The organism is Streptomyces saintjeani (assembly GCF_055409605.1).
Genome location: NZ_CP189624.1, coordinates 3099871 through 3121377 on the forward strand (window position 1 = coordinate 3099871; position 21507 = coordinate 3121377).

18 protein-coding genes are annotated in these 21507 nt (G+C 71.6%); 3 read left to right on the forward strand and 15 right to left on the reverse strand.

Annotation, left to right across the window (positions count from 1 at the left end; genetic code table 11):
* Nucleotides 1-6: 6 nt before the first annotated feature.
* The 4 genes from ACQCO7_RS13835 to ACQCO7_RS13850 all read right to left on the reverse strand — a co-directional run bounded on the left by ACQCO7_RS13835 (nucleotide 7) and on the right by ACQCO7_RS13850 (nucleotide 5156).
* Nucleotides 7-2610 carry an immunoglobulin I-set domain protein gene (locus ACQCO7_RS13835; RefSeq protein WP_464072117.1) on the reverse strand — a complete coding sequence of 868 codons (2604 nt, stop codon included), beginning with the start codon at nucleotides 2608-2610 and terminating at the stop codon, nucleotides 7-9.
* 98 nt (nucleotides 2611-2708) lie between these two features.
* Nucleotides 2709-3257, reverse strand: coding sequence for a hypothetical protein (locus tag ACQCO7_RS13840; RefSeq protein ID WP_464072118.1), 549 nt, complete (start codon nucleotides 3255-3257; stop codon nucleotides 2709-2711).
* A gap of 117 nt (nucleotides 3258-3374) precedes the next feature.
* A complete protein-coding gene (locus ACQCO7_RS13845; protein ID WP_464072119.1) occupies nucleotides 3375-4307 on the reverse strand; it encodes an HtaA domain-containing protein in 933 nt (310 codons plus the stop codon).
* A gap of 69 nt (nucleotides 4308-4376) precedes the next feature.
* Nucleotides 4377-5156: a neocarzinostatin apoprotein domain-containing protein gene (locus ACQCO7_RS13850; RefSeq protein ID WP_464072120.1), complete on the reverse strand. Its 780-nt coding sequence runs from the start codon at nucleotides 5154-5156 to the stop codon at nucleotides 4377-4379.
* Nucleotides 5157-5261: 105 nt separating this feature from the next.
* Between ACQCO7_RS13850 and ACQCO7_RS13855 the strand changes: the two genes are divergently transcribed.
* A complete protein-coding gene (locus tag ACQCO7_RS13855) occupies nucleotides 5262-6275 on the forward strand; it encodes a heme/hemin ABC transporter substrate-binding protein (RefSeq protein WP_464072121.1) in 1014 nt (337 codons plus the stop codon).
* On the opposite strand, the gene ACQCO7_RS13860 is transcribed toward ACQCO7_RS13855, so the two are convergent.
* The 9 genes from ACQCO7_RS13860 to hrcA all read right to left on the reverse strand — a co-directional run bounded on the left by ACQCO7_RS13860 (nucleotide 6272) and on the right by hrcA (nucleotide 16507).
* The gene (locus tag ACQCO7_RS13860; RefSeq protein ID WP_464072122.1) at nucleotides 6272-7261 is read right to left on the reverse strand and encodes an adenosine deaminase; all 990 of its coding nucleotides are present in this window, start codon (nucleotides 7259-7261) and stop codon (nucleotides 6272-6274) included. The genes ACQCO7_RS13855 and ACQCO7_RS13860 overlap by 4 nt on opposite strands.
* A 20-nt stretch (nucleotides 7262-7281) precedes the next feature.
* Entirely contained in the window at nucleotides 7282-8193 is a 912-nt protein-coding gene (locus ACQCO7_RS13865) for a ribonuclease Z (RefSeq protein ID WP_464072123.1), read from the reverse strand.
* A 6-nt stretch (nucleotides 8194-8199) separates the two neighbouring features.
* Nucleotides 8200-8553 (reverse strand): histidine triad nucleotide-binding protein, encoded by a 354-nt coding sequence (locus tag ACQCO7_RS13870; protein WP_464072124.1) that lies wholly within the window; start codon nucleotides 8551-8553, stop codon nucleotides 8200-8202.
* 139 nt (nucleotides 8554-8692) lie between these two features.
* Nucleotides 8693-11890 carry a S41 family peptidase gene (locus tag ACQCO7_RS13875; protein ID WP_464072125.1) on the reverse strand — a complete coding sequence of 1066 codons (3198 nt, stop codon included), beginning with the start codon at nucleotides 11888-11890 and terminating at the stop codon, nucleotides 8693-8695.
* A 95-nt stretch (nucleotides 11891-11985) separates the two neighbouring features.
* A complete protein-coding gene (locus ACQCO7_RS13880) occupies nucleotides 11986-12378 on the reverse strand; it encodes a VOC family protein (protein WP_464072126.1) in 393 nt (130 codons plus the stop codon).
* A gap of 9 nt (nucleotides 12379-12387) precedes the next feature.
* Nucleotides 12388-13134: a 16S rRNA (uracil(1498)-N(3))-methyltransferase gene (locus tag ACQCO7_RS13885; protein WP_464072127.1), complete on the reverse strand. Its 747-nt coding sequence runs from the start codon at nucleotides 13132-13134 to the stop codon at nucleotides 12388-12390.
* On the reverse strand, nucleotides 13134-14285 hold the full coding sequence (locus tag ACQCO7_RS13890; RefSeq protein ID WP_464072128.1) for a nitronate monooxygenase: 1152 nt from the start codon (nucleotides 14283-14285) through the stop codon (nucleotides 13134-13136). The genes ACQCO7_RS13885 and ACQCO7_RS13890 overlap by 1 nt, the downstream gene beginning before the upstream one ends.
* 68 nt (nucleotides 14286-14353) lie before the next feature.
* Nucleotides 14354-15490 (reverse strand): molecular chaperone DnaJ, encoded by a 1137-nt coding sequence (gene dnaJ, locus ACQCO7_RS13895; protein WP_464072129.1) that lies wholly within the window; start codon nucleotides 15488-15490, stop codon nucleotides 14354-14356.
* Nucleotides 15491-16507 (reverse strand): heat-inducible transcriptional repressor HrcA, encoded by a 1017-nt coding sequence (hrcA, locus tag ACQCO7_RS13900; RefSeq protein ID WP_010354871.1) that lies wholly within the window; start codon nucleotides 16505-16507, stop codon nucleotides 15491-15493.
* Nucleotides 16508-16627: 120 nt separating this feature from the next.
* On the opposite strand from hrcA, the gene ACQCO7_RS13905 reads away from it, so the two are divergent.
* Both ACQCO7_RS13905 and ACQCO7_RS13910 read left to right on the forward strand, forming a co-directional pair.
* Nucleotides 16628-17329 (forward strand): MBL fold metallo-hydrolase, encoded by a 702-nt coding sequence (locus ACQCO7_RS13905; protein ID WP_464072130.1) that lies wholly within the window; start codon nucleotides 16628-16630, stop codon nucleotides 17327-17329.
* Between the two features lie 41 nt (nucleotides 17330-17370).
* The gene (locus tag ACQCO7_RS13910; protein ID WP_464072131.1) at nucleotides 17371-18174 is read left to right on the forward strand and encodes a DUF3097 domain-containing protein; all 804 of its coding nucleotides are present in this window, start codon (nucleotides 17371-17373) and stop codon (nucleotides 18172-18174) included.
* A 47-nt stretch (nucleotides 18175-18221) separates the two neighbouring features.
* Here the strand turns inward: ACQCO7_RS13910 and hemW are convergent, their stop codons facing one another.
* Both hemW and ACQCO7_RS13920 read right to left on the reverse strand, forming a co-directional pair.
* On the reverse strand, nucleotides 18222-19454 hold the full coding sequence (gene hemW / locus ACQCO7_RS13915; RefSeq protein ID WP_464072132.1) for a radical SAM family heme chaperone HemW: 1233 nt from the start codon (nucleotides 19452-19454) through the stop codon (nucleotides 18222-18224).
* Between the two features lie 31 nt (nucleotides 19455-19485).
* Entirely contained in the window at nucleotides 19486-21384 is a 1899-nt protein-coding gene (locus ACQCO7_RS13920) for a SpoIIE family protein phosphatase (protein WP_464072133.1), read from the reverse strand.
* Between the last annotated feature and the right edge of the window lie 123 nt (nucleotides 21385-21507).

Here is a 21507-nt window from a genome sequence, read left to right on the forward strand (position 1 = left end):
GAGCCGTCAATGGAGCGTCCGAGCCCGCCGCACCGCGTACACCCCGGCCACCGTCAGCAGCGCCGCGATCCCCGCGACCGCGCCGACGGTCACGCCGGTGGAGGCGAGGTGTCCCCCTGTGGTCGTAGTACCTCCGAGGGACCCACCGGAGGAGGACGTAGTACCCGTACCACCCGTAGTACCCGTAGTACCCGTAGTACCTGAGTCGCCCCCCGTGGACCCGGTACTACCCGTAGTACCTGTAGTCCCCGTAGTCCCCGTCTCCGGATCGGTCTCCACCGGTTTCTGCCCCACGAAGCTCACCGGCACCTTGACGTCCTGCGACCGGTCCCCGGACAGCGTGTGATCGGCCCGGGTCGCCAGCACGCACGTCGCCTTGAAGCAGTCGGTGTACGCGTCCTTGGCATCGAGGGTCAGCGAGACGGAGAACGTCCCCCCGTCCCCGTACGGCGTCGCCAACTCCTCGCCGTAGTCAGGCGGGTTGGAGGAGATCCACGCCGAGGAGTGCGACGCGCCGGTCATGTCGACGCCCCCGACGCACGGCGTCGGCAGTTGCCCGGCGCCGTTGTCGACGCAGAGGGCGACATAGACACCCTTGGCCTCGTCGTACCCGGACCCGGTGACCCGCACGGTCTGCCGCTCGACGGCCAGGTCGTTGACCGGCGTGACGGTCAGCTTCTGCCCCTCGGCGCCGGTGCCGGTCCGGGTCCCGGACGGCGCGGTCCCCCCGGGCGTCTCCCCGCCGCCGGTGGTGGTGCCGGCTTCCTTCACGGTCAGCGTGAACTCCGGACTCCGCGTCGTACCACCGGCGTTGGAGAAGACGACGCGGTAGCGGTAGCCGTCCTGCGCGGCGCGCGCGGTGAAGGAGTACGTCCGGGACGTGGCGCCCGCGACGACGTTCCAGGTCTGCCCGTCGTCGGCGCTGACCTCCCACTTCTGCCCCGGCGCGGGGACCCCTTCGGCGGCGGCGACGAAGGTGACCTCGTCCCCCGCGAACACCGTCTGGTCGGTCGGGGTCTGGGTGACCTCGGGCGACACCCGAAGGTCCACCTTGACGACCTTGCTCTCCGCGTACTTGGTGAGGTAGACGGAGGTCGCGCCGGGCGTGACCGCGACGCCCGCGTAGACCGTGCCCGCGATGCTGCCGGGCAACGCGACGGGTACGGCGGCCTGTTCGAAGGTCGCGCTGTCGAGGATCTGGAGCGAGCCGGTGCCGTCGGCGCCCTCGGCCACCGTGCCGTAGTCCTCGCGCAGGACGAACGCGCGCCCGGACGCCTTGTCGAAGGCCATCGCGAGCGGACGGTCCTTCGCGGTGAGCGTCTTGAGGAGCTTGCCGTCCTTGCCGAGGACGAGGACGGCGTCGTCGACGGCGACCCACACGTTGCCGCCGGCCGGGTCGACCTCGACGAAGTAGACGGAACCGGCGGGGAGTTCGGCGGTCGCGGTGACCGCGAAGGCGGCGGACCTCGTGTCGACGCGCCGCAGCACCTTCTTGCCGTCGGCCGAACCCACCGACCAGGCAACGCCGTTGGCGGCATCGACGCCCAACTGGGCACCGCCTTCGAGGGAGATGGTCCGCTTCACTGTGCCGGTGAGGGTCTCGACCTCGGAGAGGGCGGCACCCTGCGCGACGAGGACGGTGGACGCGGTGGCGGGCCCGGTGCCGGTGACGGTCGAGCCGTTCAGCCAGGTGCCCTCGGCGCGCGCGTCGCCGTCCTTGGCGGTGGCGAGGCCGCGCAGCGGGAAGTGGAAGGAGACCCCGTCGCCGGGCAGCGGGGCGACGATCTGCCGGACCACGCGCGCGGCGAGCGTCCCGCCCGCGCCGGGCGCCTGGGCGATGTGGCTGAGGACCTTGCCGGTGGCCGGGTCGAGGGCGTAGAGGCCCTGTTCGGCGATGTCGGCGGTGTCGGGGATGTTGTCCGAACCGACGTACAGCTTCCCGGAGTCGGGGTGGACCAGGAGGTCCAGAGGACGACCCGCGGTGGTGAACTCGGCGGCCTGCGCGTAGGAGACGGTCCCGGCGGGAACGTCCACGCCGCCACCCTCGCCGCCGCCCGGGTCCTGGCCCTGGAAGGTGACGGGTATGCGTACGTCCTGAGAGCGATCGCCGGGCGCGTTGTGGTCGACGCGGGTGACGACCGAGCAGGCCACCCGCGTGCAGTCGAGGCCGCCGTCCTTCGCCTTGACGTCGAGCCGTACGTCGAAAGTACCGCCCGCGCCCCACTTCTCGGCGACCCCGGCGGGGGCCTCCGTCGAGTCGGCGGGGACGATCCACCGGGACGCGCCGCTGCCGCCGGTCTGGTCGGCGCCGCCGAGGCAGGGGGTGGGGATGCGGTTGTCGCCGTTGTCCTTGCAGAGCGCGACGTACACCCCCTTGGTGACGTCGTACCCCGAGCCGGTCAGCCTCAGGGTCTCCCCCTCAAGAGCCAGTCCGGCCGAGGCGGAGACGGTGAGCCGCTGGCCGTCCTTGCCGTACGCGGTACGGGGGGTGTCGGCGGCCTGAGCGGCCGGGCCCACCGTGACCGCCGTCGCCGTCGCGGCCACGAGGGCCACCGCGCCGAGCAGAGCGGCGGGCCGTCTCAGCCGCCGGGCGGGGGTGTCGTCTGTCATGAGAGGTCCCTCGGAGAGGTAGTACCCGGGTAGTACCTGAGCGGTACCGAGGGGCACCCCGCAGCAGGCGCCCCTCGGAGTTCAGGAGTAGTGCGGGACTACTGGAAGGTGATCGGCACGTGGACGTCGTAGGCGCGGTCGTTCGTGTCGAAGTGGTCGGCGCGGGTCACGACCGCGCACTCGACGTCCTGGCCGCAGACGCTGCCGTCGTCCAGCGTGGCCTTGACGAAGACGTTCACGCTGAAGGTGCCGCCGGCGGCGAACTTGGAGCTGTTGGCGAAGAGGCCGCCGAAGGTGTTGTCGACCCAGTGGGAGGCGCCGGTGGAGCCGGACTCGTCCTGGCCGCCGAGGCAGGGGGTCGGCTTGTTGACACCGGCCGCGCCGTCGACGACACACAGGCCGACGTAGATGCCCTGGCCGGTGTTGTAGCCGGAGCCGGAGACGGTGACGACCTGCCCGGCGGCGGTCGCGGTGCCCGGCGAGGTGAGGGAGAGGGTGTAGGTGGTGCCGCCGTCGGTGACCGTGCGGGTGGCGGTCGCGGCGGAGGCGGAGGTGGCCAGGCCCAGGGTGAGCGCGGACGCGGCGGCGACGGCGAGACCGGCACGGGCGGCGGTGCGGGCGGAGGTGTGGGCGGAGGCGACTCTCATGAGGGAGACCCTTCTGATCGGCCCAAGCCTGAATGACTTGAACTTAGGTAAGGCTAACCTAATGACGATCTTCGGTTGTTTGTCAAGGGACGGTAAAGGAGCTGTGGCGTACGCGACTCAGCCCACAGGTTCGTCCACCTCGAACTCGGCGCCCACGACGGTCTGTTCACCGGTCACCGCCGTCACCTCGACCGCGTGCGCGCCCCGGGCCGCGTTGCCGTACACGGGGAAGTCCCGCACGAATCGGCCGTCGCCGTCGGCCACCGCCTGGTACCGGGTGTCCCCGTCGATCGCGACGAGCAGCACCGCGCCGGGGGTGAACCCCTCGCCGGTGAGGCGCTGTTGGCCCCCGGCGGGGAGGGCGGGGCGGGTGAGGGAGACGGCAGCCTCGGAAGACGCCCCCGCCGAAACCTCCGCGCCCGGACTCCCCGGCCTCGGCGTGGGGTTCGTGGCCGGTGCCCCGACGGGCTCCTCGGCAACCCCGGTGCCGACCGTCACGTCGAGCACCCCGAGCCCGCCTCCGGCCACGAACCCCCGCCCGCTCCAGGAGGAGAGCAACTCGGCGCCCTCCTCGGAGAGTTCGGCACGCAATCCGGCCCACGTCACGGCGCTCTCCCGGACGACGGGCCCCGCGTCGGACGCGGCGACCTCCGCGAGCGTCACCTCACGGGCCCGCCCGTCCACGGCCGTACGGGCCTGGAGCGTGCCCGCTTTCCCGCCGAGCCGCAGCGTCAACCCGGCGAGGACCAGAGGCTGTTGACCCCCATCGGCGCCGTCGAGCCGGACAGCTCCGCCCAACCGCACCTCCCCGGAGGCCCGTTGGACGTCGAGTCCGCCGCCGACGGCCGGGAAGGAGACGCCCGCCGACTCGACGGCGGGTTGCGTCACGCCGAACGACACGCCCCGCGCGGCGAGTTCACCATCGACGCCGGACCAGGCGGCCCGCCCTTCGGTGACGCCGGGCAGTTCCTGACCGGCGAGCGCGCCGGGGCTGCCGAGTGCGAGCAGGGCGCCGGTCGCCAGGCAGACGACGGCCGTTCTCTTCGCCATGTTCGGTTCCCTCTCGGGGATATGGAGTTCTGGACAAGGAAGTCGACATGCCGTCAGACAGCACCCCGGTCAGCCGGCCTCGGCCCCAGCCCCGACCTTGCGCCGCCGAGCCCACACCCACGCGCCGCCACCCGCCGCCACCAGCCCCACCGAGGCGAGCCCCGCCGGAAGCGCGAGGCCGGACCCGGTGCGGGCCATGGACCCGGACGGCGCGGAAGAGGTCACCGACCCCGAGGAACCGCCGGCGGCCAAGGCGGACGCGGAGGCCGACGGCGCAGCACTGGGCAAGGTCGAACTCCCGCCCGTAGAACCGGAGTCAGCGCCCCCGAACGTCACCGGAATCCGCACGGTCTGGCTCTGATCGCCGCCCCGCGTATGGTCGATGCGCGTGATGACCGCACATGTCACCCCGGCCGCCTCACAGTCGGTGTTCGCGTCCTTCGCCCGCACCTTGAGCCGGACGCTGAACGTCCCCTGATGCGCGCTGCCGCCGTACGGCTCGGCCAACCCCTCGCCGTAGGAAGGGGGGTTGGACGAGACCCACACGGACGCGCCGGACTCGCCGGACATGTCGACGCCGCCGACACAGGGCGTGGGTGTCTTTCCGGGACCGTTGTCGACGCAGAAGGCGACGTAGATGCCCTTCTCCGTGTTGTAGCCGGTGCCGCTGACGGTCACCGTCTCGCCCGTCGCGGCGAGGCCGGACGTCTTGGACACGGTGAGTTTCTGGCCCTCGGGACCCGAGGCGGTACCGCTCGCGGCGGAGGCCGTCGGGGCGGTCGCGAACAGGGCAACGGCCGCGAGAGAACACACAACTCCCCGCCCGCGTACGCCACTTGCCGATGCCATGAGCACACCCCCACCTGACGAAACTAAGGGAAGGCTAACCTAAACTAATCGCCAAGGAACTGCCAAGCATCAAAGAACTGCCGAGCATCGCCGAGAGGAAAGACCATGCGGAGACGACTGGCCGCCCTGGGAGCGGGCCTCGCGCTGCTGACGGCGGCCTGCGGCACAGGCGGCGGGAGCGACACGCGGGAGGCGCCGAAGACCGCGAGCGCACGGGCCGCCGCCGCGGTGGAACGGCTCGCCGAGAACACCGTCGTACCGCTCGAAGGGCCCGCCCCCGCACCGGAGTTGCCGGTCACGGTCGACTCCTCGGACGGCCGGAAGGTGACCGTCGCGGACGCCTCACGCATCCTGCCGCTCAACGGCGGGGTCGCGGAGACCGTGTTCACGCTCGGGCTCGGGAAGAACGTCGTCGGGCGGGACATCACGGCGACGTTCGAGGAGGCGAAGAAGCTTCCGCAGGTCACGAAGGCACACGACGTGAGCGCGGAGAGCGTGCTGTCGCTGAGGCCGACGGTCGTGCTCGCGGACACCGACACGGGTCCCGAGGAGGCGATCGACCAGATCCGCGCCGCCGGGGTCCCGGTCGTCGTCCTGGACCCGGCGACGAAGCCGGCCGACGTGACGACGCGAACGACCCGGATCGCGGCGGCACTTGGCGTCCCCGACGCCGGGAAGGCGCTCAACTCGCGGATGGGGAAGGAGCTTTCGGAGGCGCGGGCCGGGGTGCCTGCGGGCAGCAGGCCGAAGGTCGCGTTCCTCTACCTGCGGGGCAGTGCGGCCGTGTACCTGATCGGTGGCAAGGGGTCCGGCGCGGACTCGCTGCTGGAGGCGGCGGGTGCTCAGGACGCGGGCGTGGCCGCCGGGTTCACGCGGCCGTTCACGCCGATCACCACCGAGGCGCTCGCGCAGGCGAGCCCCGACGTCATCCTGATGATGACGAAGGGGCTCGACTCGGTCGGCGGCCTGAGCGGCCTGCTCCAGGTGCCGGGCATCGCCCAGACCCCCGCCGGGATGAACGAGCGGGTCGTCGACATGGAGGACGGCGTCCTGCTGAGCTTCGGCCCGCGTACGCCGCTCGTCATCGACATCCTGGTGGACAGGATCCACCAACCCTAAAAGACGTAATCCTCGACTTCCGCGAGGTACTTGGCCCGTCGCTCCTCGTCGTCCTCCAGGAAGGACGCGACGAAGGAGTTGCGGGCCAGCTCGCGCAACTGATCCTGCTTCAGGTCGAGTTCAGCGGCGACCGCGTCGAAGTTGTCGCCCGCGTAGCCGCCGAAGTACGAGGGGTCGTCGGAGTTGACCGTGCACAGCAGACCGGCGTCCAGCATCGCGGGCAGGGGGTGGTCGGCGAGGGTGCCGACCGCCTTGAGCCGTACGTTGGACAGGGGGCACAGCGTCAGCGGGACCCGCTCGCGGACCAGCCGCTCCACCAGCGCCGGGTCCTCCATGCAGCGCAGGCCGTGGTCGATCCGCTCCACACCGAGGACGTCGAGAGCCTCCGTGATGTACGCGGCCGGGCCCTCCTCCCCCGCGTGCGCCACCCGGCGCAGTCCCAGAGAGCCAGCCGCCTCGTACACCTCACGGAACTTCGCCGGGGGGTGGCCGACCTCGGCGGAGTCGAGACCGATACCCGTAATACGGTGGAGGTACGGCTTCGCCGCCTCCAGGGTCTCCAGCGCCGACTCGGCGGACTCGTCGCGCAGGAAGCACAGGATCAGGCGGGTGGAGATGCCGTGCCTCGCCTCGCTCTCCCCGAGCGCCCGCCACAACCCCTCGACGACCGTGCCCAGTTCGACGCCGCGCGCGGTGTGCGCCTGCGGGTCGAAGAAGATCTCCGCGTGCCGCACGCCCTGCGCCGCCGCCCTCGCGAGGTACGCGTCCGCGAGGTCCGCGAAGTCCTGTTCCGTGCGCAGGACCGCCATCAGCGCGTAGTACAGGTCCAGGAACGACTGGAGGTCCGCGAAGTCGTACGCCCGCCGCAGGGCCTCCGTGTCCGCGTACGGCAGCGTCACGCCGTTGCGCTCGGCCAGCGTGAACGCGAGTTCCGGCTCCAGGGTGCCTTCGATGTGCAGGTGCAGTTCAGCTTTGGGGATGGGCATCCAAGTATCGTACGGCCGCTTTACCAACGTTTCGGAACCGGCACTCGCATCAAGTCCCTGGCGATGGTCAGCTCGCCCTCGAACCCCGCGGACCTCGCCTGGCGCTCGAACTCCTCCGGGTCCGTGTAGCGCTGGCTGAAGTGGGTGAGGACGAGGTGGCGTACGCCGGCGTCCCTCGCGACCGCCGCCGCCTGGGCCGCCGTCAAGTGGCCGTGATCCTCAGCGAGTTGGGCGTCCTCGTCCAGGAACGTCGATTCGATGACCAGCATGTCGCAGTTCTCCGCGAGTGCGTGCACGCCGTCGCACAGGCGCGTGTCCATCACGAACGCGAACCGCTGTCCGCGCCTCAGCTCGCTCACGTCGTCCAGCATGACGGTTCCCAGGGCGCCCTCGCGCTGGATCCGGCCCACGTCCGGACCCTTGATGCCGTGCTCCGCGAGGCGGGCCGGGAGTATGCGGCGGCCGTCCGGCTCCACCAGGCGGTAGCCGTACGACTCCACCGGGTGCGAGAGTTTGTGCGCCTCCAGGGTGTACGAGGGTCCCTCGGCCAGCGTGATCATGCCGCTGCCCGCGACCGGGGATTCGGTGATGCCGACGGTTTCCCTGTACGCCGTGGAATAACGGAGCCTGTCGAAGAACCGCTGGCCCGAACGCGGATAGTGGGCGACCACCGGATGCGGCACCTGGTCGAGGTTGATCCGCTGAATCACCCCGGCCAGCCCGAGCGAATGATCCCCGTGAAAATGGGTGACGCAGATCCGGTGAAGATCGTGCGCGGCGACTCCGGCCCGCACCATCTGTCTCTGCGTCCCCTCGCCGGGATCGAAAAGAATTCCCTCGGCGTCCCATCGCAGGAAATACCCGTTGTGATTACGATGCCGGGTGGGCACCTGGCTGGCCGTACCCAGCACCGTCAACTCACGCACAGACACGCGGAATCACCCCGGAGGCCACTGGAGCCCACGTCCACCGAGGACATGAGCGTGCACATGAAACACAGTCTGTCCAGCACCGGCGCCCGTATTGAAAACGGTCCGATAACTGTCGAGCTTCTCCTCATCGGCGACATCCTGTGTCTCCCGCAGAACATCGGCAAGAACGTCGGGAGCCCCCGCAGCGAGAGCGCCGACATTCTCGTAATGCGCTTTGGGAACCACGAGCACATGAGTAGGCGCCTGAGGATTGATATCCCGAAAGGCAACGGTGGTCTCGGTCTCGCGCACAATGGTCGCCGGAATCTGCCCAGCGACAACCTTGCAGAACAGACACCCGCCCTGCGGCTCCCCTGCCATACGTGTCCCTCCTAGGTAGTACGGCGAATAGTAGTCGTACGGGTGCGGCGGGTCCGTGGCCGATCACGCCCACGCGGCGGAGCCGCATATCGATACGGCCCCGCACCCGGAATCACGCGGCATCCCCCACCACCTCACCTCAAGACGACGGCACCCCCGGTGCCACCCTCGCCTCCCCCACCCCCTCCAACGCCAGCCTTATCGCCGCGTCCAACTGCACATCCACCCCCGCCACATAATCCTGAGGCCGAACCACCACCTCCACATCAGGATCGACCCCGTGGTTCTCCACCCCCCACTCGAACCCCTCCAGCCAGAACGCGTACTTCGGCTGAGTCACCAGCGTCCGGTCCACCAACCGGTACCGGCTGTCGATCCCGATCGTCCCGCCCCACGTACGGGTCCCCACCACCGGCCCGATCCCCAGCGCCCTGATCGCCGCGTTCACGATGTCCCCATCGGACCCGGAGAACTCATTGGCGATGGCGACGACAGGCCCCCGGGGCGCGTCGAGGGGATACGTCGTGGGCCGCATCCCCCGGGCCACGTCCCACCCGATGACCCGCCGCGCAAGCTTCTCGACGACCAACTGGGACGTATGCCCGCCCCGGTTCTCCCGGACATCGACGAGCAACCCCTCCCGAGCGACTTCGACCCGCAGATCCCGGTGGATCTGGGCCCACCCCGGCGCCTGCATATCGGGAACATGGAGATACCCGAGCCGCCCCCCGGACGCCGCGTGGACATATGCCCGCCGGTCAGCGACCCACGCGTGATACCGAAGCGCCTCCTCATCCCCGACAGGCACGACAACGGCATGACGGACATCCCCCCCGTCCGCAGGCGAGACGGTCAGCTCAACAGCCTTCCCGGCCGTACCGACAAGAAGCGGACCAGGCCCGGCAACAGGGTCGACGGGATGCCCCCCGACGGCAACGATCGCGTCACCGACACGCACGGCGACTCCCGGCGCGGCAAGGGGAGACCGGGCGTCAGGGTCGGACGTCTCGGAGGGAAGGATCCGATCGACACGCCAACTCCCGTCACCGGAACGGGAGATGTCCGCCCCCAGCAGCCCCTGCCGAGGCCCACGCCCATACGCCCACCCCGGTGTGACGTACGCATGGGACGTCCCCAACTCCCCCTGGACCTCCCAGAGAAGGTCGACAAGGTCATCGTGCGTGGCGACCCGTTCGAGGACGGGCCGGTACCGGTCGAGAATCCCGGACCAGTCGACACCCCCGAGATCCTCCCGCCAGAAGTTGTCCCGCATGAGCCGCCCGGCCTCGTCGTACATCTGCCGCCACTCGGCAGCGGGATCGACGGTCTGCCGGATCCGCCCGAGATCGACGGTGATGTTGGAGTCGCTGTCCTCGTCCCCGGAGGCCCGCCGATCGCTGGGTACGACCTTGAGCTTGCCGTCGGTCCAGAGCAGCAGCCGCTTCCCGTCGCCGCTGACCTCGAACCCGTCGGCGTCGTCGGCGAGGTGCTCGACCCGCCGCGCACCGAGGTCGTACCGCTCCAACTCGGTGGTGGCGGCGGGCTCTTCGGGGGTGGCCCGGGAGGTCCCGAGGACCCCCTGAACGGGATGCCGCAGCCACAGCAGCCCGTCCTTGGCGGCGCGCAACGCCGAGTACCGGCCGGCCTCGACAGGGAACGGGACGATGCGATCGGCGAGCCCGTCGAGGTCGATGCGGGTCGCGGGGGTCCCCTCGCTGTCGGGCGTCTCCTCCTTGTCGGGCGCCTCGAAGGCACGCCCGTGCCGCTGGGGCCCGAAGGGGGACGGGGTCGTCGCGGCGAGGGTGATGAGGTGGGGCCGCGCGCCGGCGAGGAAGGACAGGTCGAAGGCGTGCTGGTCGTAGACGGGATCGAAGGCCCGCGTGGAGAGGAACGCGAGATGCTTGCCGTCGAGGGTGAAGGCCGGTGCATAGTCGCGGAACCGCAACGGCGTCGCCTCGGTGACGGACAGATCGGTGGTGTTGGCCAGCATCAGCTGACTGAGCGGGTTGGGCCCGGGGTGGGACCAGGCGAGCCACCCGGAGTCGGGAGAGAAGACCAGGTCGGAGACGTCACCGTCGTCGCTGTGGACGACCTCGCGGACCTCCCCGCTCTCCCGCTCGACGAACAGCAGCCGCCCGTCGTGCGAGGCGACGGCGGCCCGGCTCCCGTCGGGAGCCATGGCCAGCTCAAGCACCCGCCCGAGCGCACCCCCCGCGAGCCGCCGAGGCGTGGCCCCCGGCGCGAGCCCGGTGGCGGGCGCGAACTCCAGCGCGTCCTCCCCCTCCGCGTCCGTCACCCACACGACCCACTCCTCCCCCTCCGGCGTACGGAAGGTCCGCGGCAGCCGCGCCCGCACCCCGGGTTCGGCGGCGAGCGCGCGGGCGGGTCCGGCACGGTGGGTGACCCAGTGCAGGCCGCCGCGTACCTCTACGGCGCTGCCGCGCGCGGTGTGGTCGGGCGCGGCCTCGCCGAGCCAGCCGGCGGGGACGAGGGGGCGGGGCCTGCGGTCCATCCGCTGGCCGCCCAACCGGACGTCCAGGAGCCGGGGTTCGGCCCCGTCAAGGTCGTCGAGGAGCCACAGCTCGCCGCCGGACGCGTACACGAGCCGGGTGCCGTCACCGGTCAAGTGCCGCGCGTAGAAGCCGCCTTGGGGAGTGTGCCGGCGCAGATCGGACCCGTCGGCGAGCGAGGAGTAGACGGCGCCGGTGCCTTCGTGGTCGGAGAGAAACGCGATGCGATCCCCCGCCCACACCGGCGACTCCAGGTTCCCGTCCAGCCCTTCATGCAGCCGTACGAACTCCCCCTCACCCTCCCGGTCGATCCACAGCTTCCCCGCCATGCCGCCCCGGTAGCGCTTCCAGTGCGCGGCCTCGCGGCCGTGGCGCGCGGAGAGCAGGACGACGGACGGTCCGCCGAGCGCGAGGTCGTCGACGAGTCCGTACGGCAGGGTCGTCGCCGGTCCCCCGTCGAGCGGGACGGCGCGGGCCCAGCTCCGGGAGCGGGACGCCTGGTCGTACGTCGACACGACGAGGACGTGCCCCTCGGGGGTCCAGCCGCACACGCGGGTGGACGAACTGCCCCAGTACGTCAGCCGGGTCGACGGCCCCCCGTCGACCGGAGCGACCTGGACCTCGCGGGCTCCGTCACGCGTCGACGCCCAGGCGACCGTCGTGCCGTCGGGGGATATCCGGGGCGCGGTGACGGGCGTGTTGTCGGCGCTCACCCGCCACGCGCGACCGCCGTCGAGCGGTGCGAGCCATACGTCGTCCTCGGCGGTGAAGGCCACCAAGTCGCCGTGCAGATGCGGGAACCGGAGATACGCAGCGGGCTGGGTCACCGGCTCACCCTATGCAGGGAACGCCGGGAGAGACACCGCTTTCGGATCACTTTCCGGCGCCGGACCGGCAGGTCCGGGCAGGGGGGCGGGCGCGCTCAGCCGCGCAGCAGCAGCCACTCCTGGAGTTCCACCAGGTTCCCCTCGGGGTCCTTGAGATGGGCGACCCGCATCCGCTCGCCCAGCGCGGCGGGACCGTGGACGAGGACGGCGCCCCGCCCGGTGATCTCCGCGCAGTACGCGTCCAGGTCGTCCACCCGCAGCGCGACCAACGACCGGTGCCCGGTGCACGCGTCGTTCAGCTCACCCAGCAACTGGGCCATCATCGCCCGGTCCTGGAGCGCGATCCCGGCGGACCCGGTGACGGGGCTGAACTTCTCGTACGGACCGTTGCGTGCCCCGGACTGCGCCTTGAGGCCGAGGACGTCGGCGTAGAAGTGGTAGCAGGCGGCGAAGTCGGTGACGAGCAGCCGTACTTGAGCGAGTTCCATGACAATCTCCTAGACCCAGCGGCCGGTTCGGCCCAGTACGAGTGCGGCGGCGGCCGTTCCCGCCGTCGATGTCCGCAGGACGCTCCGCCCCAGTCGGCAGGTCACCGCGCCGGCCTCCTCGAAGAGGGCCAACTCCTCGGGGGAGACGCCGCCTTCGGGGCCGACGACGAGCACGATGTCACCGGCGGAGGGCAGTTCGACCACGGCGAGCGGCGCGCTCCCGTACTCCCGGTCCTCGTGCAGGACGACCGCGAGGTCCGCGCCCGCGAGCAGCGCGGCGACCTGCTTCCCGCTCGACAACTCCGCGACCTCGGGAAACCGCACCCGCCGCGACTGCTTCCCCGACTCCCGAGCCGTGGCACGCCACTTGGCCAGCGCCTTCGCTCCCCGCTCGCCCTTCCACTGCGTGATGCAGCGGGACGCGGCCCAGGGGACGATCGCGTCGACCCCCACCTCGGTCATCGTCTCGACGGCCAACTCCCCCCGGTCCCCCTTGGGCAGGGCCTGGACGACGGTGAGGCGCGGCGCGGGACGCGGTTCCTCGGTGACATCGGCGAGGCGGACGGTCAGCCGGTCCTTGCCCTCGGCCGTGACGACCGTTCCCTCGGCCCAGCGCCCGGCACCGTCCGTGAGGACGACCGGCTCCCCGGTCTGGAGCCGCTTCACGGAGACGGCGTGCCGTCCCTCGGGCCCGTCGAGCACGAACTCCGTCCCGGTGGCCCCGAGTTGCCCGACCACGAAGACCGGAGCGGTCATCAGGCCACGCCCCCGTCGGCGGTCGGCGCGTCGTCCGGGAGCGGTGCCGTCTCGGCCAACGCGGTGCGCGCGGCGTCCAGTTCGGCCGCGAGCACCTCGACGAGGTCCCCGGCGGAGAGGTCACGCGCCATCCGGTGCCCCTGCCCCGCCCACAGCGCCATCCCCTGCGCGTCCCCGGCCTTGGCGGCGGCCTTGCGCAGCGGCGAGGTCAGATGGTGGATCTCCGGGTACGCGGCGGGCGCGTACGGGCCGTGCTCGCGCAGGAACCGGTTCACCAGCCCCCGCGCGGGCCGCCCGGAGAAGGCCCGCGTCAACTCCGTACGCGCGAACAGCGGGTTGGTCAGCGCGGCCTTGTGCACGGCCGCCGCCCCGGACTCCGCCGTCGCGAGGAACGCCGTACCGAGCTGAGCCGCGCTCGCCCCGGCGGCCATCACCGCGGCGATCTGGCTGCCCCGCATGATCCCGCCGGCCGCGACCAGCGGCAGCGACACGGCCTCGCGGATCTGCGCGAGCAGGGCCAGCAGGCCGACGCCCGCACGGTCGTTCTCCGGGTTGTCCCGGTGCGTCCCCTGGTGACCGCCCGCCTCGACCCCCTGCACGACCACCCCGTCCGCGCCCGCCCGCTCGATCGCGACGGCCTCCTCCGGAGAGGTCGCGGTGACGAGGGTGAGCGTCCCGGCCCGCCGGAAGTTCGCCAGCACCTCGGGGCTCGGCACGCCGAAGTGGAACGACACGACGGGTACGGGGTTGCCGAGCAGAACGGCGAGCTTCGCCTCGTACCCGTCGTCCCGTCCGCTGTCGGGGTCGCCCAGCTCCGTCTCGTACCAGGTGGACTCACCGGCGAGCTGATGCGCGTAGAGCTCGACCGCGCCAGGAGGGCCCGCGGCGTCAGCCGCTCCGGTGGAGCCGGTGCTTGCACCGGGATATTCGGGCTGGGGCATGAAGAGGTTCACACCGAACGGCCGCGAGGTCTGGCCACGGACCTGTTTGATCTCCTCGTACATGCCGTCGGCCGTCTTGTACCCGGCGGCGAGGAAGCCGAGGCCGCCGGCCTCGGACACGGCGGCGGCCAGCCGCGGCACGGAGACGCCACCCGCCATGGGGGCCTGCACGATCGGGAGAGGAAAGAGATCGGTCAGTTCGGAGGACATGACGGCATGTTGTCACGTCCTCCGAACATCCTCGAACCGACCCCGGGTTTGGCACATGCCAACAAGGATCAACGCCCGTTGAAGGCATCCTTCAACCGCGAGAACAACCCCTGCTGCCCAGGCTGGAACTGCCCCGTGGGCCGTTCCTCGCCCCTCAGCTTGGCCAGTTCCCGCAGGAGGCGTTCCTGTTCCGGGTCCAGCTTCGTCGGTGTCGTGACCTCGACGTGCACGATGAGGTCGCCGCGTCCGCCGCCCCGCAGATGCGTGATGCCCCGGCCGTGCAGCGGGATCGACTGGCCGGACTGCGTGCCGGGCCGGATGTCGACCTCCTCCAGCCCGTCCAGCGTCTCCAGCGGCACCTTCGTGCCGAGGGACGCCGCCGTCATCGGGAGGGTGACCGTGCAGTGCAGGTCGTCGCCCCGGCGCTGGAACATGGCGTGCGGAAGCTCGTGGATCTCGACGTACAGGTCACCGGCGGGACCGCCACCGGGCCCGACCTCGCCCTCACCGGCGAGCTGGATGCGCGTGCCGTTGTCGACACCGGCCGGGATCTTGACGGTGAGCGTCCGCCGCGACCGGATGCGGCCGTCACCGGCGCACTCGGGACACGGCGTCGGCACGACCGTACCGAAGCCCTGGCACTGCGGGCACGGCCGCGAGGTCATGACCTGGCCCAGGAAGGACCGCGTGACCTGCGAGACCTCACCCCGGCCCCGGCACATGTCGCAGGTCTGCGCGGTGGTGCCGGGCGCGGCCCCCTCGCCGTTGCAGGTGTTGCAGACGATCGCCGTGTCGACCTGGATGTCCTTGGTCGTACCGAAGGCCGCCTCGTCGAGGTCGATCTCCAGCCGGATCATCGCGTCCTGGCCGCGCCGGGTGCGCGAGCGCGGACCGCGCTGGGACGCCGTGCCGAAGAACGCGTCCATGATGTCGGAGAAGTTGCCGAAGCCACCGGCGCCGAAGCCGCCCGCGCCCCCGCCGCCGCTCTGCGAGAGCGGGTCGCCGCCGAGGTCGTAGACCTGCTTCTTCTGCGGGTCCGACAGCACCTCGTAGGCGGCGTTGATCTCCTTGAACCGCTCCTGGGTCTTCGGGTCCGGGTTGACGTCCGGGTGCAGCTCGCGCGCGAGTCTGCGGAACGCCTTCTTGATCTCATCCTGCGACGCGTCACGGCGCACGCCGAGTACGGCGTAGTAGTCCGTGGCCACTTACGACTCCGCCAGGATCTGTCCGACGTACCTCGCCACTGCGCGTACCGCTCCCATCGTTCCCGGGTAGTCCATGCGGGTCGGTCCGACCACGCCGAGCTTGGCGAGTGCCTCGCCGCCCGAACCGTAACCGACCGACACGACGGACGTGGAGTTGAGTCCCTCGTAGGCGTTCTCGTGCCCGATGCGCACGGTCATGCCCGAATCCCCGGCCTCGCCAAGCAACTTGAGAAGCACGACCTGCTCCTCCAAAGCTTCCAGGACGGGCCGGATGGTGAGGGGAAAGTCATGTCCGAAGCGGGTGAGATTGGCGGTTCCGCCGATCATCAGCCGCTCCTCGTTCTCCTCGACGAGCGTCTCCATCAGCGTGGAGAGCACGATCGAGACCGTACCCCGGTCCTCGCGCTCGAACGCCTCCGCGAGGTCCTCGACGAGCATCGGTACGTCGCTGAACCGGCGCCCCGCGACCCGGCTGTTGAGCCGCGCGCGCAGATCCGCCAGCGACGACTCCCCGAAGGGCGCCGGGCAGTCCACCATCCGCTGCTCCACCCGGCCCGTGTCCGTGATCAGCACGAGCATCAGCCGCGCGGGCGCGAGCGCCAGCAGCTCGACGTGCCGGACGGTGGAGCGGGTGAGGGAGGGGTACTGGACGACGGCGACCTGACGGGTGAGCTGCGCGAGCAGCCGGACCGTCCGCGCCACCACGTCGTCCAGGTCGACCGCGCCGTCCAGGAAGTGGTGGATGGCGCGGCGTTCGGGCGCCGTCATCGGTTTGACGCCGGCCAGCCGGTCGACGAACAGGCGGTAGCCCTTGTCGGTGGGGATGCGCCCCGCACTCGTGTGCGGCTGCGCGATGAACCCCTCGTCCTCCAGGACGGCCATGTCGTTGCGCACGGTCGCCGGGGAGACGCCGAGGTTGTGCCGCTCGGTGAGCGCCTTGGAACCCACCGGTTCCTCGGTCCCCACATAGTCCTGGACGATCGCGCGCAGCACCTGGAGCCTGCGTTCACTCAGCACCGCGCACACCTCCAGAAGTCCGCCTTGGCACTCTTCACCTACGAGTGCCAGTGTACGGCGGTCGGGTACCACGGGGGCAAGGTCGTCCCCGTCGCCGGATGGTACGGCTAGCGTCTCTGTATGACGGTGACTTGGGAAGAGCTGGGCTGGGAACGTCTCGCGGAAGGCGTCGGCCGCGTCCGTCTGCCGGGTTGGGACTGCACGACGGGGCTGGTGATCACCCCCGGCGCGGCGCTCGTGATCGACTCCGGCTCCAGCCTGGCGGAGGGGGCGCGGCTGCGGTCCGACGCAGAGCGGATCGCCGGCGTCAATGTGACCCATCTCGCGTTGACCCACCCGCACTTCGACCACGTGTTCGGCGCCGCGGCTTTTCCGGGGGCGGAGGTGTACGCGGCTCACGCCGGGTACGACGCCGGCGAGCTGGCGGGGGACGCGGTGCGTAACGGCCTCGACGCCGGGGTCGCCCGGGAAGCCGCGTCCGCGCTGACCGCCCCACGGCACGTGGTCTCCGGCACGTGTACGCCGGTTCCTGGTGTCCTCCTCGCCTCTCTGGGGCCCGCGCACTCGCCGGACGACCTTGTCGTCGTCGTTTCCGGTGCCGTGCCGGTGGTGTTCTGCGGGGACCTCGTCGAGGAGTCCGGTCAGCCGCAGGCGGGGTCGGACGCGGCGGTGTCGCGCTGGCCCGCCGCGCTGGACGCGTTGCTGGCGCTCGGCGGGGAGGACGCGGTGTACGTGCCGGGGCACGGGGCTGTCGTCGACGCGGCTTTCGTACGGCGGCAGCGGGACGCTCTCAGCGAACGGTTCGGCGTGTCGCGCGCGTGAGGGGTCTGTTCGGTGCGGGGGTTTCTCCTATCGTCATCCGAATGCGCCAGTACTCTCCGGACCTCACCCCGCCGTGGAAGAAGCAGGCCCCCGCGCCCGAGATCCCCGCCGACCCCGGCCTCGTCGTCGAGGAGCCCGGCACCGGGTTCTGCGGGGCGGTGATCCGCTGCGAGGCGGGGACGGTGACGCTGGAGGACCGCTTCGGCAAGCACCGGGTGTTCCCGCTGGAGCCGCGCGGGTTCCTGCTGGAGGGGAAGGTGGTGACGCTGGTGAAGCCGTCCGGGGTCTCGGTACGTCCCACCCGTACCGCTTCCGGTTCCGTCGCCGTCCCCGGCGCCCGCGCGCGCGTCGCCCGGGCCGGCCGGATCTACGTCGAGGGCCGGCACGACGCCGAGCTGGTCGAGAAGGTCTGGGGTGACGACCTGCGCATCGAGGGCGTCGTCGTCGAGTACCTGGAAGGCGTGGACGACCTCCCCGCGATCGTCGCCGAGTTCGCGCCGGGTCCCGATGCCCGCCTCGGCATCCTCGTGGACCACCTGCTGCCGGGGACGAAGGAGTGGCGGATCGCGCAGTCGGTGACCAGCGAGCACGCGCTCGTCGTCGGACACCCGTACATCGACATCTGGGAGGCGGTGAAACCGTCGTCGCTGGGGATCACAGGATGGCCCCGGGTCCCGCACGGCCAGGACTGGAAGACGGGGGTGTGCCGGGCGCTGGGCTGGCCGTCCGAGAACACGGGCGCGGTGTGGCGGGCGATCCTGGAGCGGGTGACGTCTTACAAGGACCTGGAGCCGGAGTTGCTGCGTTGTGTCGAGCACCTCATCGATCACGTGACCGTGCCCTGAGGCGCTCGCCCGAGCAGATCATCGTCCCCGCGCCCGCGGGGTTGTGATCAGTCCACCAGATCCCTGACGACCGCATCCGCCAGCAACCTCCCCCGCAACGTCAGCACCGCCCGCCCCGCCTCATACGCCCCCCGCTCCAGCAGCCCCTCCCCCAGCACCCGCCCCGCAGCGGCCAGCCCGGCTTCCCTGAGCAGCGACAGCGGCACCCCCTCCCGGAGCCGCAGCTCCAGCAGGATCCGCTCGACCCGGCGGTCCTCCTCGGAGAGCAGCTCCCGCCCAGCCCCCGGTGAGCGGCCGGCGCTGAGGGCCGCCGCGTACGCCCCCGGGTGCTTCACGTTCCACCAGCGCACGCCGCCGACGTGCGAGTGCGCGCCGGGACCCGCGCCCCACCAGTCCGCGCCCCGCCAGTACAACTCGTTGTGCAGACAGCGGGCCGCCTCGGAGGTGGCCCAGTTGGACACCTCGTACCACGCGAACCCGGCCCCGGACAGCACGGACTCGGTGATGAGGTAGCGGTCCGCGTGCACGTCGTCGTCGGTCATCGGCACCTCACCGCGCCGGATCCGCCGGGCGAGCTGCGTCCCCTCCTCGACGATCAGCGCGTACGCACTGACGTGGTCGGGACCGGCGCCGAGCGCGGCGTCGAGGGAGGCCCGCCAGTCGTCGTCGGACTCGCCGGGGGTGCCGTAGATCAGGTCGAGGTTCACATGCTCGAACCCGGCGTCCCTGGCCTCCCGGACACACGCCTCGGGCCGCCCGGGGGTGTGCGTGCGGTCCAGCACCTTCAGCACATGCTGCCGGGCGCTCTGCATCCCGAAGGACACCCGGTTGAACCCGCCCTCGCGCAGAGCGGCGAGATAGGCGGGGTCCACGGTCTCCGGATTGGCCTCGGTGGTGACCTCGGCGTCCTCGGCGAGCCCGAACTCCGCGCGGATCGCGCCCAGCATCCGTACGAGATCCCCGGCGGCCAGCAGCGTGGGCGTCCCCCCGCCCACGAACACGGTCCGCACCTCCCGGGGGTCGTCCCCCAGCACCTTCCGCGCGAGCCGGATCTCGTCGATCAGGGTGTCGGCGTAGTTGTCCCGGGAGGCCAGCACACCCCCCGTACCCCGCAGCTCGGTGGCGGTGTAGGTGTTGAAATCGCAGTACCCGCACCGGGTGGCGCAGTAAGGAACATGCAGGTAGAAGCCGAGTGGTCGCTCCGCACCCCCAGCAAGCGCGGCAGCGGGCAGCGCACCATCGTCGGGGACGGGTTCACCGTCGGGAAGTACGGAAGGCATGGGCCCATTGTCCCGCACCCGCCCCCTTCACTCACTCCGCCTGGAGCACCAGCAGCGCCAGATCGTCCTCCGGCGGCTCCGAGCCGAACCCGTGGACCAGTTCCTGGATCCGTTCGGCGATCAGCTCCGCGTCGTACCCCGCGCACCCGGCCAGCGCGACGGCCAGCCCGTCGCCGTCGTCGAACTGCCGCCCGCCGTCGCGGCGTTCCGTCACGCCGTCGGTGACGCACAGGAGGCTGTCACCGGGGAGCAGGTGGAGGACCTCGCTCGTGTAGGTCGCGTCCTCGACGACCCCGATGAGGGTCTGGGGCTGGGCGACGGGGGTGACGGTCCCGTCGGGGCGCAGCAGGAGCGGCAGGGGGTGGCCGGCGGACGCGAGGGTGACCCGTACGCCCCCGTCGTAGGGGACCAGCTCGCCGTAGAGGAGGGACAGGAACCGCGTCTGGGGCCCCTCCCCGGGCCCGGCGGGGCCGACGTACGCGCGGGCGGCGGCGTCGGCGGCCTCGGTCGCGTCGTCGAGGAGCAGCTGGTTCAGCCGGTCGAGGACGTCCGCGACCCCGTACCCCTCCCGCGCCAGCAGCCGTAGCCACGGCCGGGCCAGCCCGATGACGACGGCGGCCTCGGGCCCCTTGCCCTGGACGTCGCCGATGGCGAAGCACCACCGCCCGTCGTCGGCGGGGAAGAGGTCGTAGAAGTCGCCGCTGGGGCCGCCCTTCTCCCGGGGCTCGTAGATGAGGGCGCTCCGCACGCCGGGGATCTCGGCGACGGCCCCGGGCAGCAGCCCGCTCTGGAGTACGGAGCTGATGGTGACCTGTCGCGCGTACTGCCGGGCGGCGCCGACCGCGAGCGCGACCCGCCGGCTGAGGTCCTCGACGAGCCCGGTGACCTCGTCGGGGAACCGCAGGATTCCGCACCGCCCGATGACGAGCGTCCCGAGGAGCCGTCCCCCGGCGACGAGCCGGTACGCGAGGGCGGTGCCGGGCGCGCCGAGGGACTGGCCGGGCCAGGGATGGTCGTAGGGCTGGGTGTCGGGGGGCCGCCCGTTGTGCTCGGGGGGCCGGGGCGGCGTCTGCTCCAGCTCCCGCTTGAGCGCTTCGAGGAACCCTTCGCTCTTGTGCCACACGCGTGCGAGCCGGCCCCCGCCCCCGGTGGTCTCGTCCTCCAGCCACACGGCGCACCAGTCGGCGACGCGGGGGACGACGACCTGTCCGGTGAGCGCGGCGACCAGGTCCTCGTCGAGCTGCCCGGCGAGCAGGTCGGACGCCTCGGCGAGGAAGGAGAGCGCACCGCGCCCGAGCCAGTCCCGCTCGTTCGGCGGGGGCTCGGGCGCGAGCGCGACGGCGAGCCCGAGGGAGGGCAGGGGGCCGAGCACGGAGACGGGGCCACGGACGCCCTGGTCTCCCCCACAGGCCCCGCACCGCTCCTCACCCTCGCTGCACTCCTCGCACCCGCCCGGCTCTCCCAACCGGGCCCAGACCGTCTTCCCGTCCCGTCGGTACGTCACCCCCCACTCCATGGCGAGCGCGGTGACGAGCCGGAGCCCCCGCCCGTACTCGGCGGGTTCGTACGACGGGTCGGGGTCCCCGTTTCGCAGCGTCCGCGACGGATGCCGGTCGGAGACCTCGACGACGAGGTCGTACGACGCCCCCGCCCCCTCCTTCGGCTCCTCCAGCCGGCAGCTGATCTCGACGTCGGTCCCGGCGTGGACGACCGCGTTGGTGACGAGTTCGCTGAGGACGAGGAGGGCCTCGTCCCCGGTGTGGGCGGTGGCGTGCCAGCCGGCGGCGGCCCACTCGTCGAGCGCCCGGCCGAGCACCTCCCGCGCGGTCCCCGGCGCGAGCGCGCTCCCCGCGAGGGTCGTCCCGATCCGCGCGGGCCGGCGGAGCCGGGAGCGCGGGGTCGATTCCCGTTGTGTCGGAATGGTCCCCATGAACGGCTCCCCTCCCCGAGTGGTTGATCCGGTGATCGGTCCGGCGGTCGGTCCGGCGGTTGGTTCGAATACGCCTCGGTCGTTACGGACAGGGTGACAGACTGACTACGCCCATAAGCGCCG

Coding starts and splice junctions, on each gene's coding strand:
- ACQCO7_RS13835 (WP_464072117.1), bottom strand. CDS start 2,610: ATGACAGACGACACCCCCGCCCGGCGGCTGAGACGGCCCGCCGCTCTG.
- ACQCO7_RS13840 (WP_464072118.1), bottom strand. CDS start 3,257: ATGAGAGTCGCCTCCGCCCACACCTCCGCCCGCACCGCCGCCCGTGCC.
- ACQCO7_RS13845 (WP_464072119.1), bottom strand. CDS start 4,307: ATGGCGAAGAGAACGGCCGTCGTCTGCCTGGCGACCGGCGCCCTGCTC.
- ACQCO7_RS13850 (WP_464072120.1), bottom strand. CDS start 5,156: ATGGCATCGGCAAGTGGCGTACGCGGGCGGGGAGTTGTGTGTTCTCTC.
- ACQCO7_RS13855 (WP_464072121.1), top strand. CDS start 5,262: ATGCGGAGACGACTGGCCGCCCTGGGAGCGGGCCTCGCGCTGCTGACG.
- ACQCO7_RS13860 (WP_464072122.1), bottom strand. CDS start 7,261: ATGCCCATCCCCAAAGCTGAACTGCACCTGCACATCGAAGGCACCCTG.
- ACQCO7_RS13870 (WP_464072124.1), bottom strand. CDS start 8,553: ATGGCAGGGGAGCCGCAGGGCGGGTGTCTGTTCTGCAAGGTTGTCGCT.
- ACQCO7_RS13880 (WP_464072126.1), bottom strand. CDS start 12,378: ATGGAACTCGCTCAAGTACGGCTGCTCGTCACCGACTTCGCCGCCTGC.
- ACQCO7_RS13885 (WP_464072127.1), bottom strand. CDS start 13,134: ATGACCGCTCCGGTCTTCGTGGTCGGGCAACTCGGGGCCACCGGGACG.
- ACQCO7_RS13890 (WP_464072128.1), bottom strand. CDS start 14,285: ATGTCCTCCGAACTGACCGATCTCTTTCCTCTCCCGATCGTGCAGGCC.
- ACQCO7_RS13905 (WP_464072130.1), top strand. CDS start 16,628: ATGACGGTGACTTGGGAAGAGCTGGGCTGGGAACGTCTCGCGGAAGGC.
- ACQCO7_RS13910 (WP_464072131.1), top strand. CDS start 17,371: ATGCGCCAGTACTCTCCGGACCTCACCCCGCCGTGGAAGAAGCAGGCC.
- hemW (WP_464072132.1), bottom strand. CDS start 19,454: ATGCCTTCCGTACTTCCCGACGGTGAACCCGTCCCCGACGATGGTGCG.
- ACQCO7_RS13920 (WP_464072133.1), bottom strand. CDS start 21,384: ATGGGGACCATTCCGACACAACGGGAATCGACCCCGCGCTCCCGGCTC.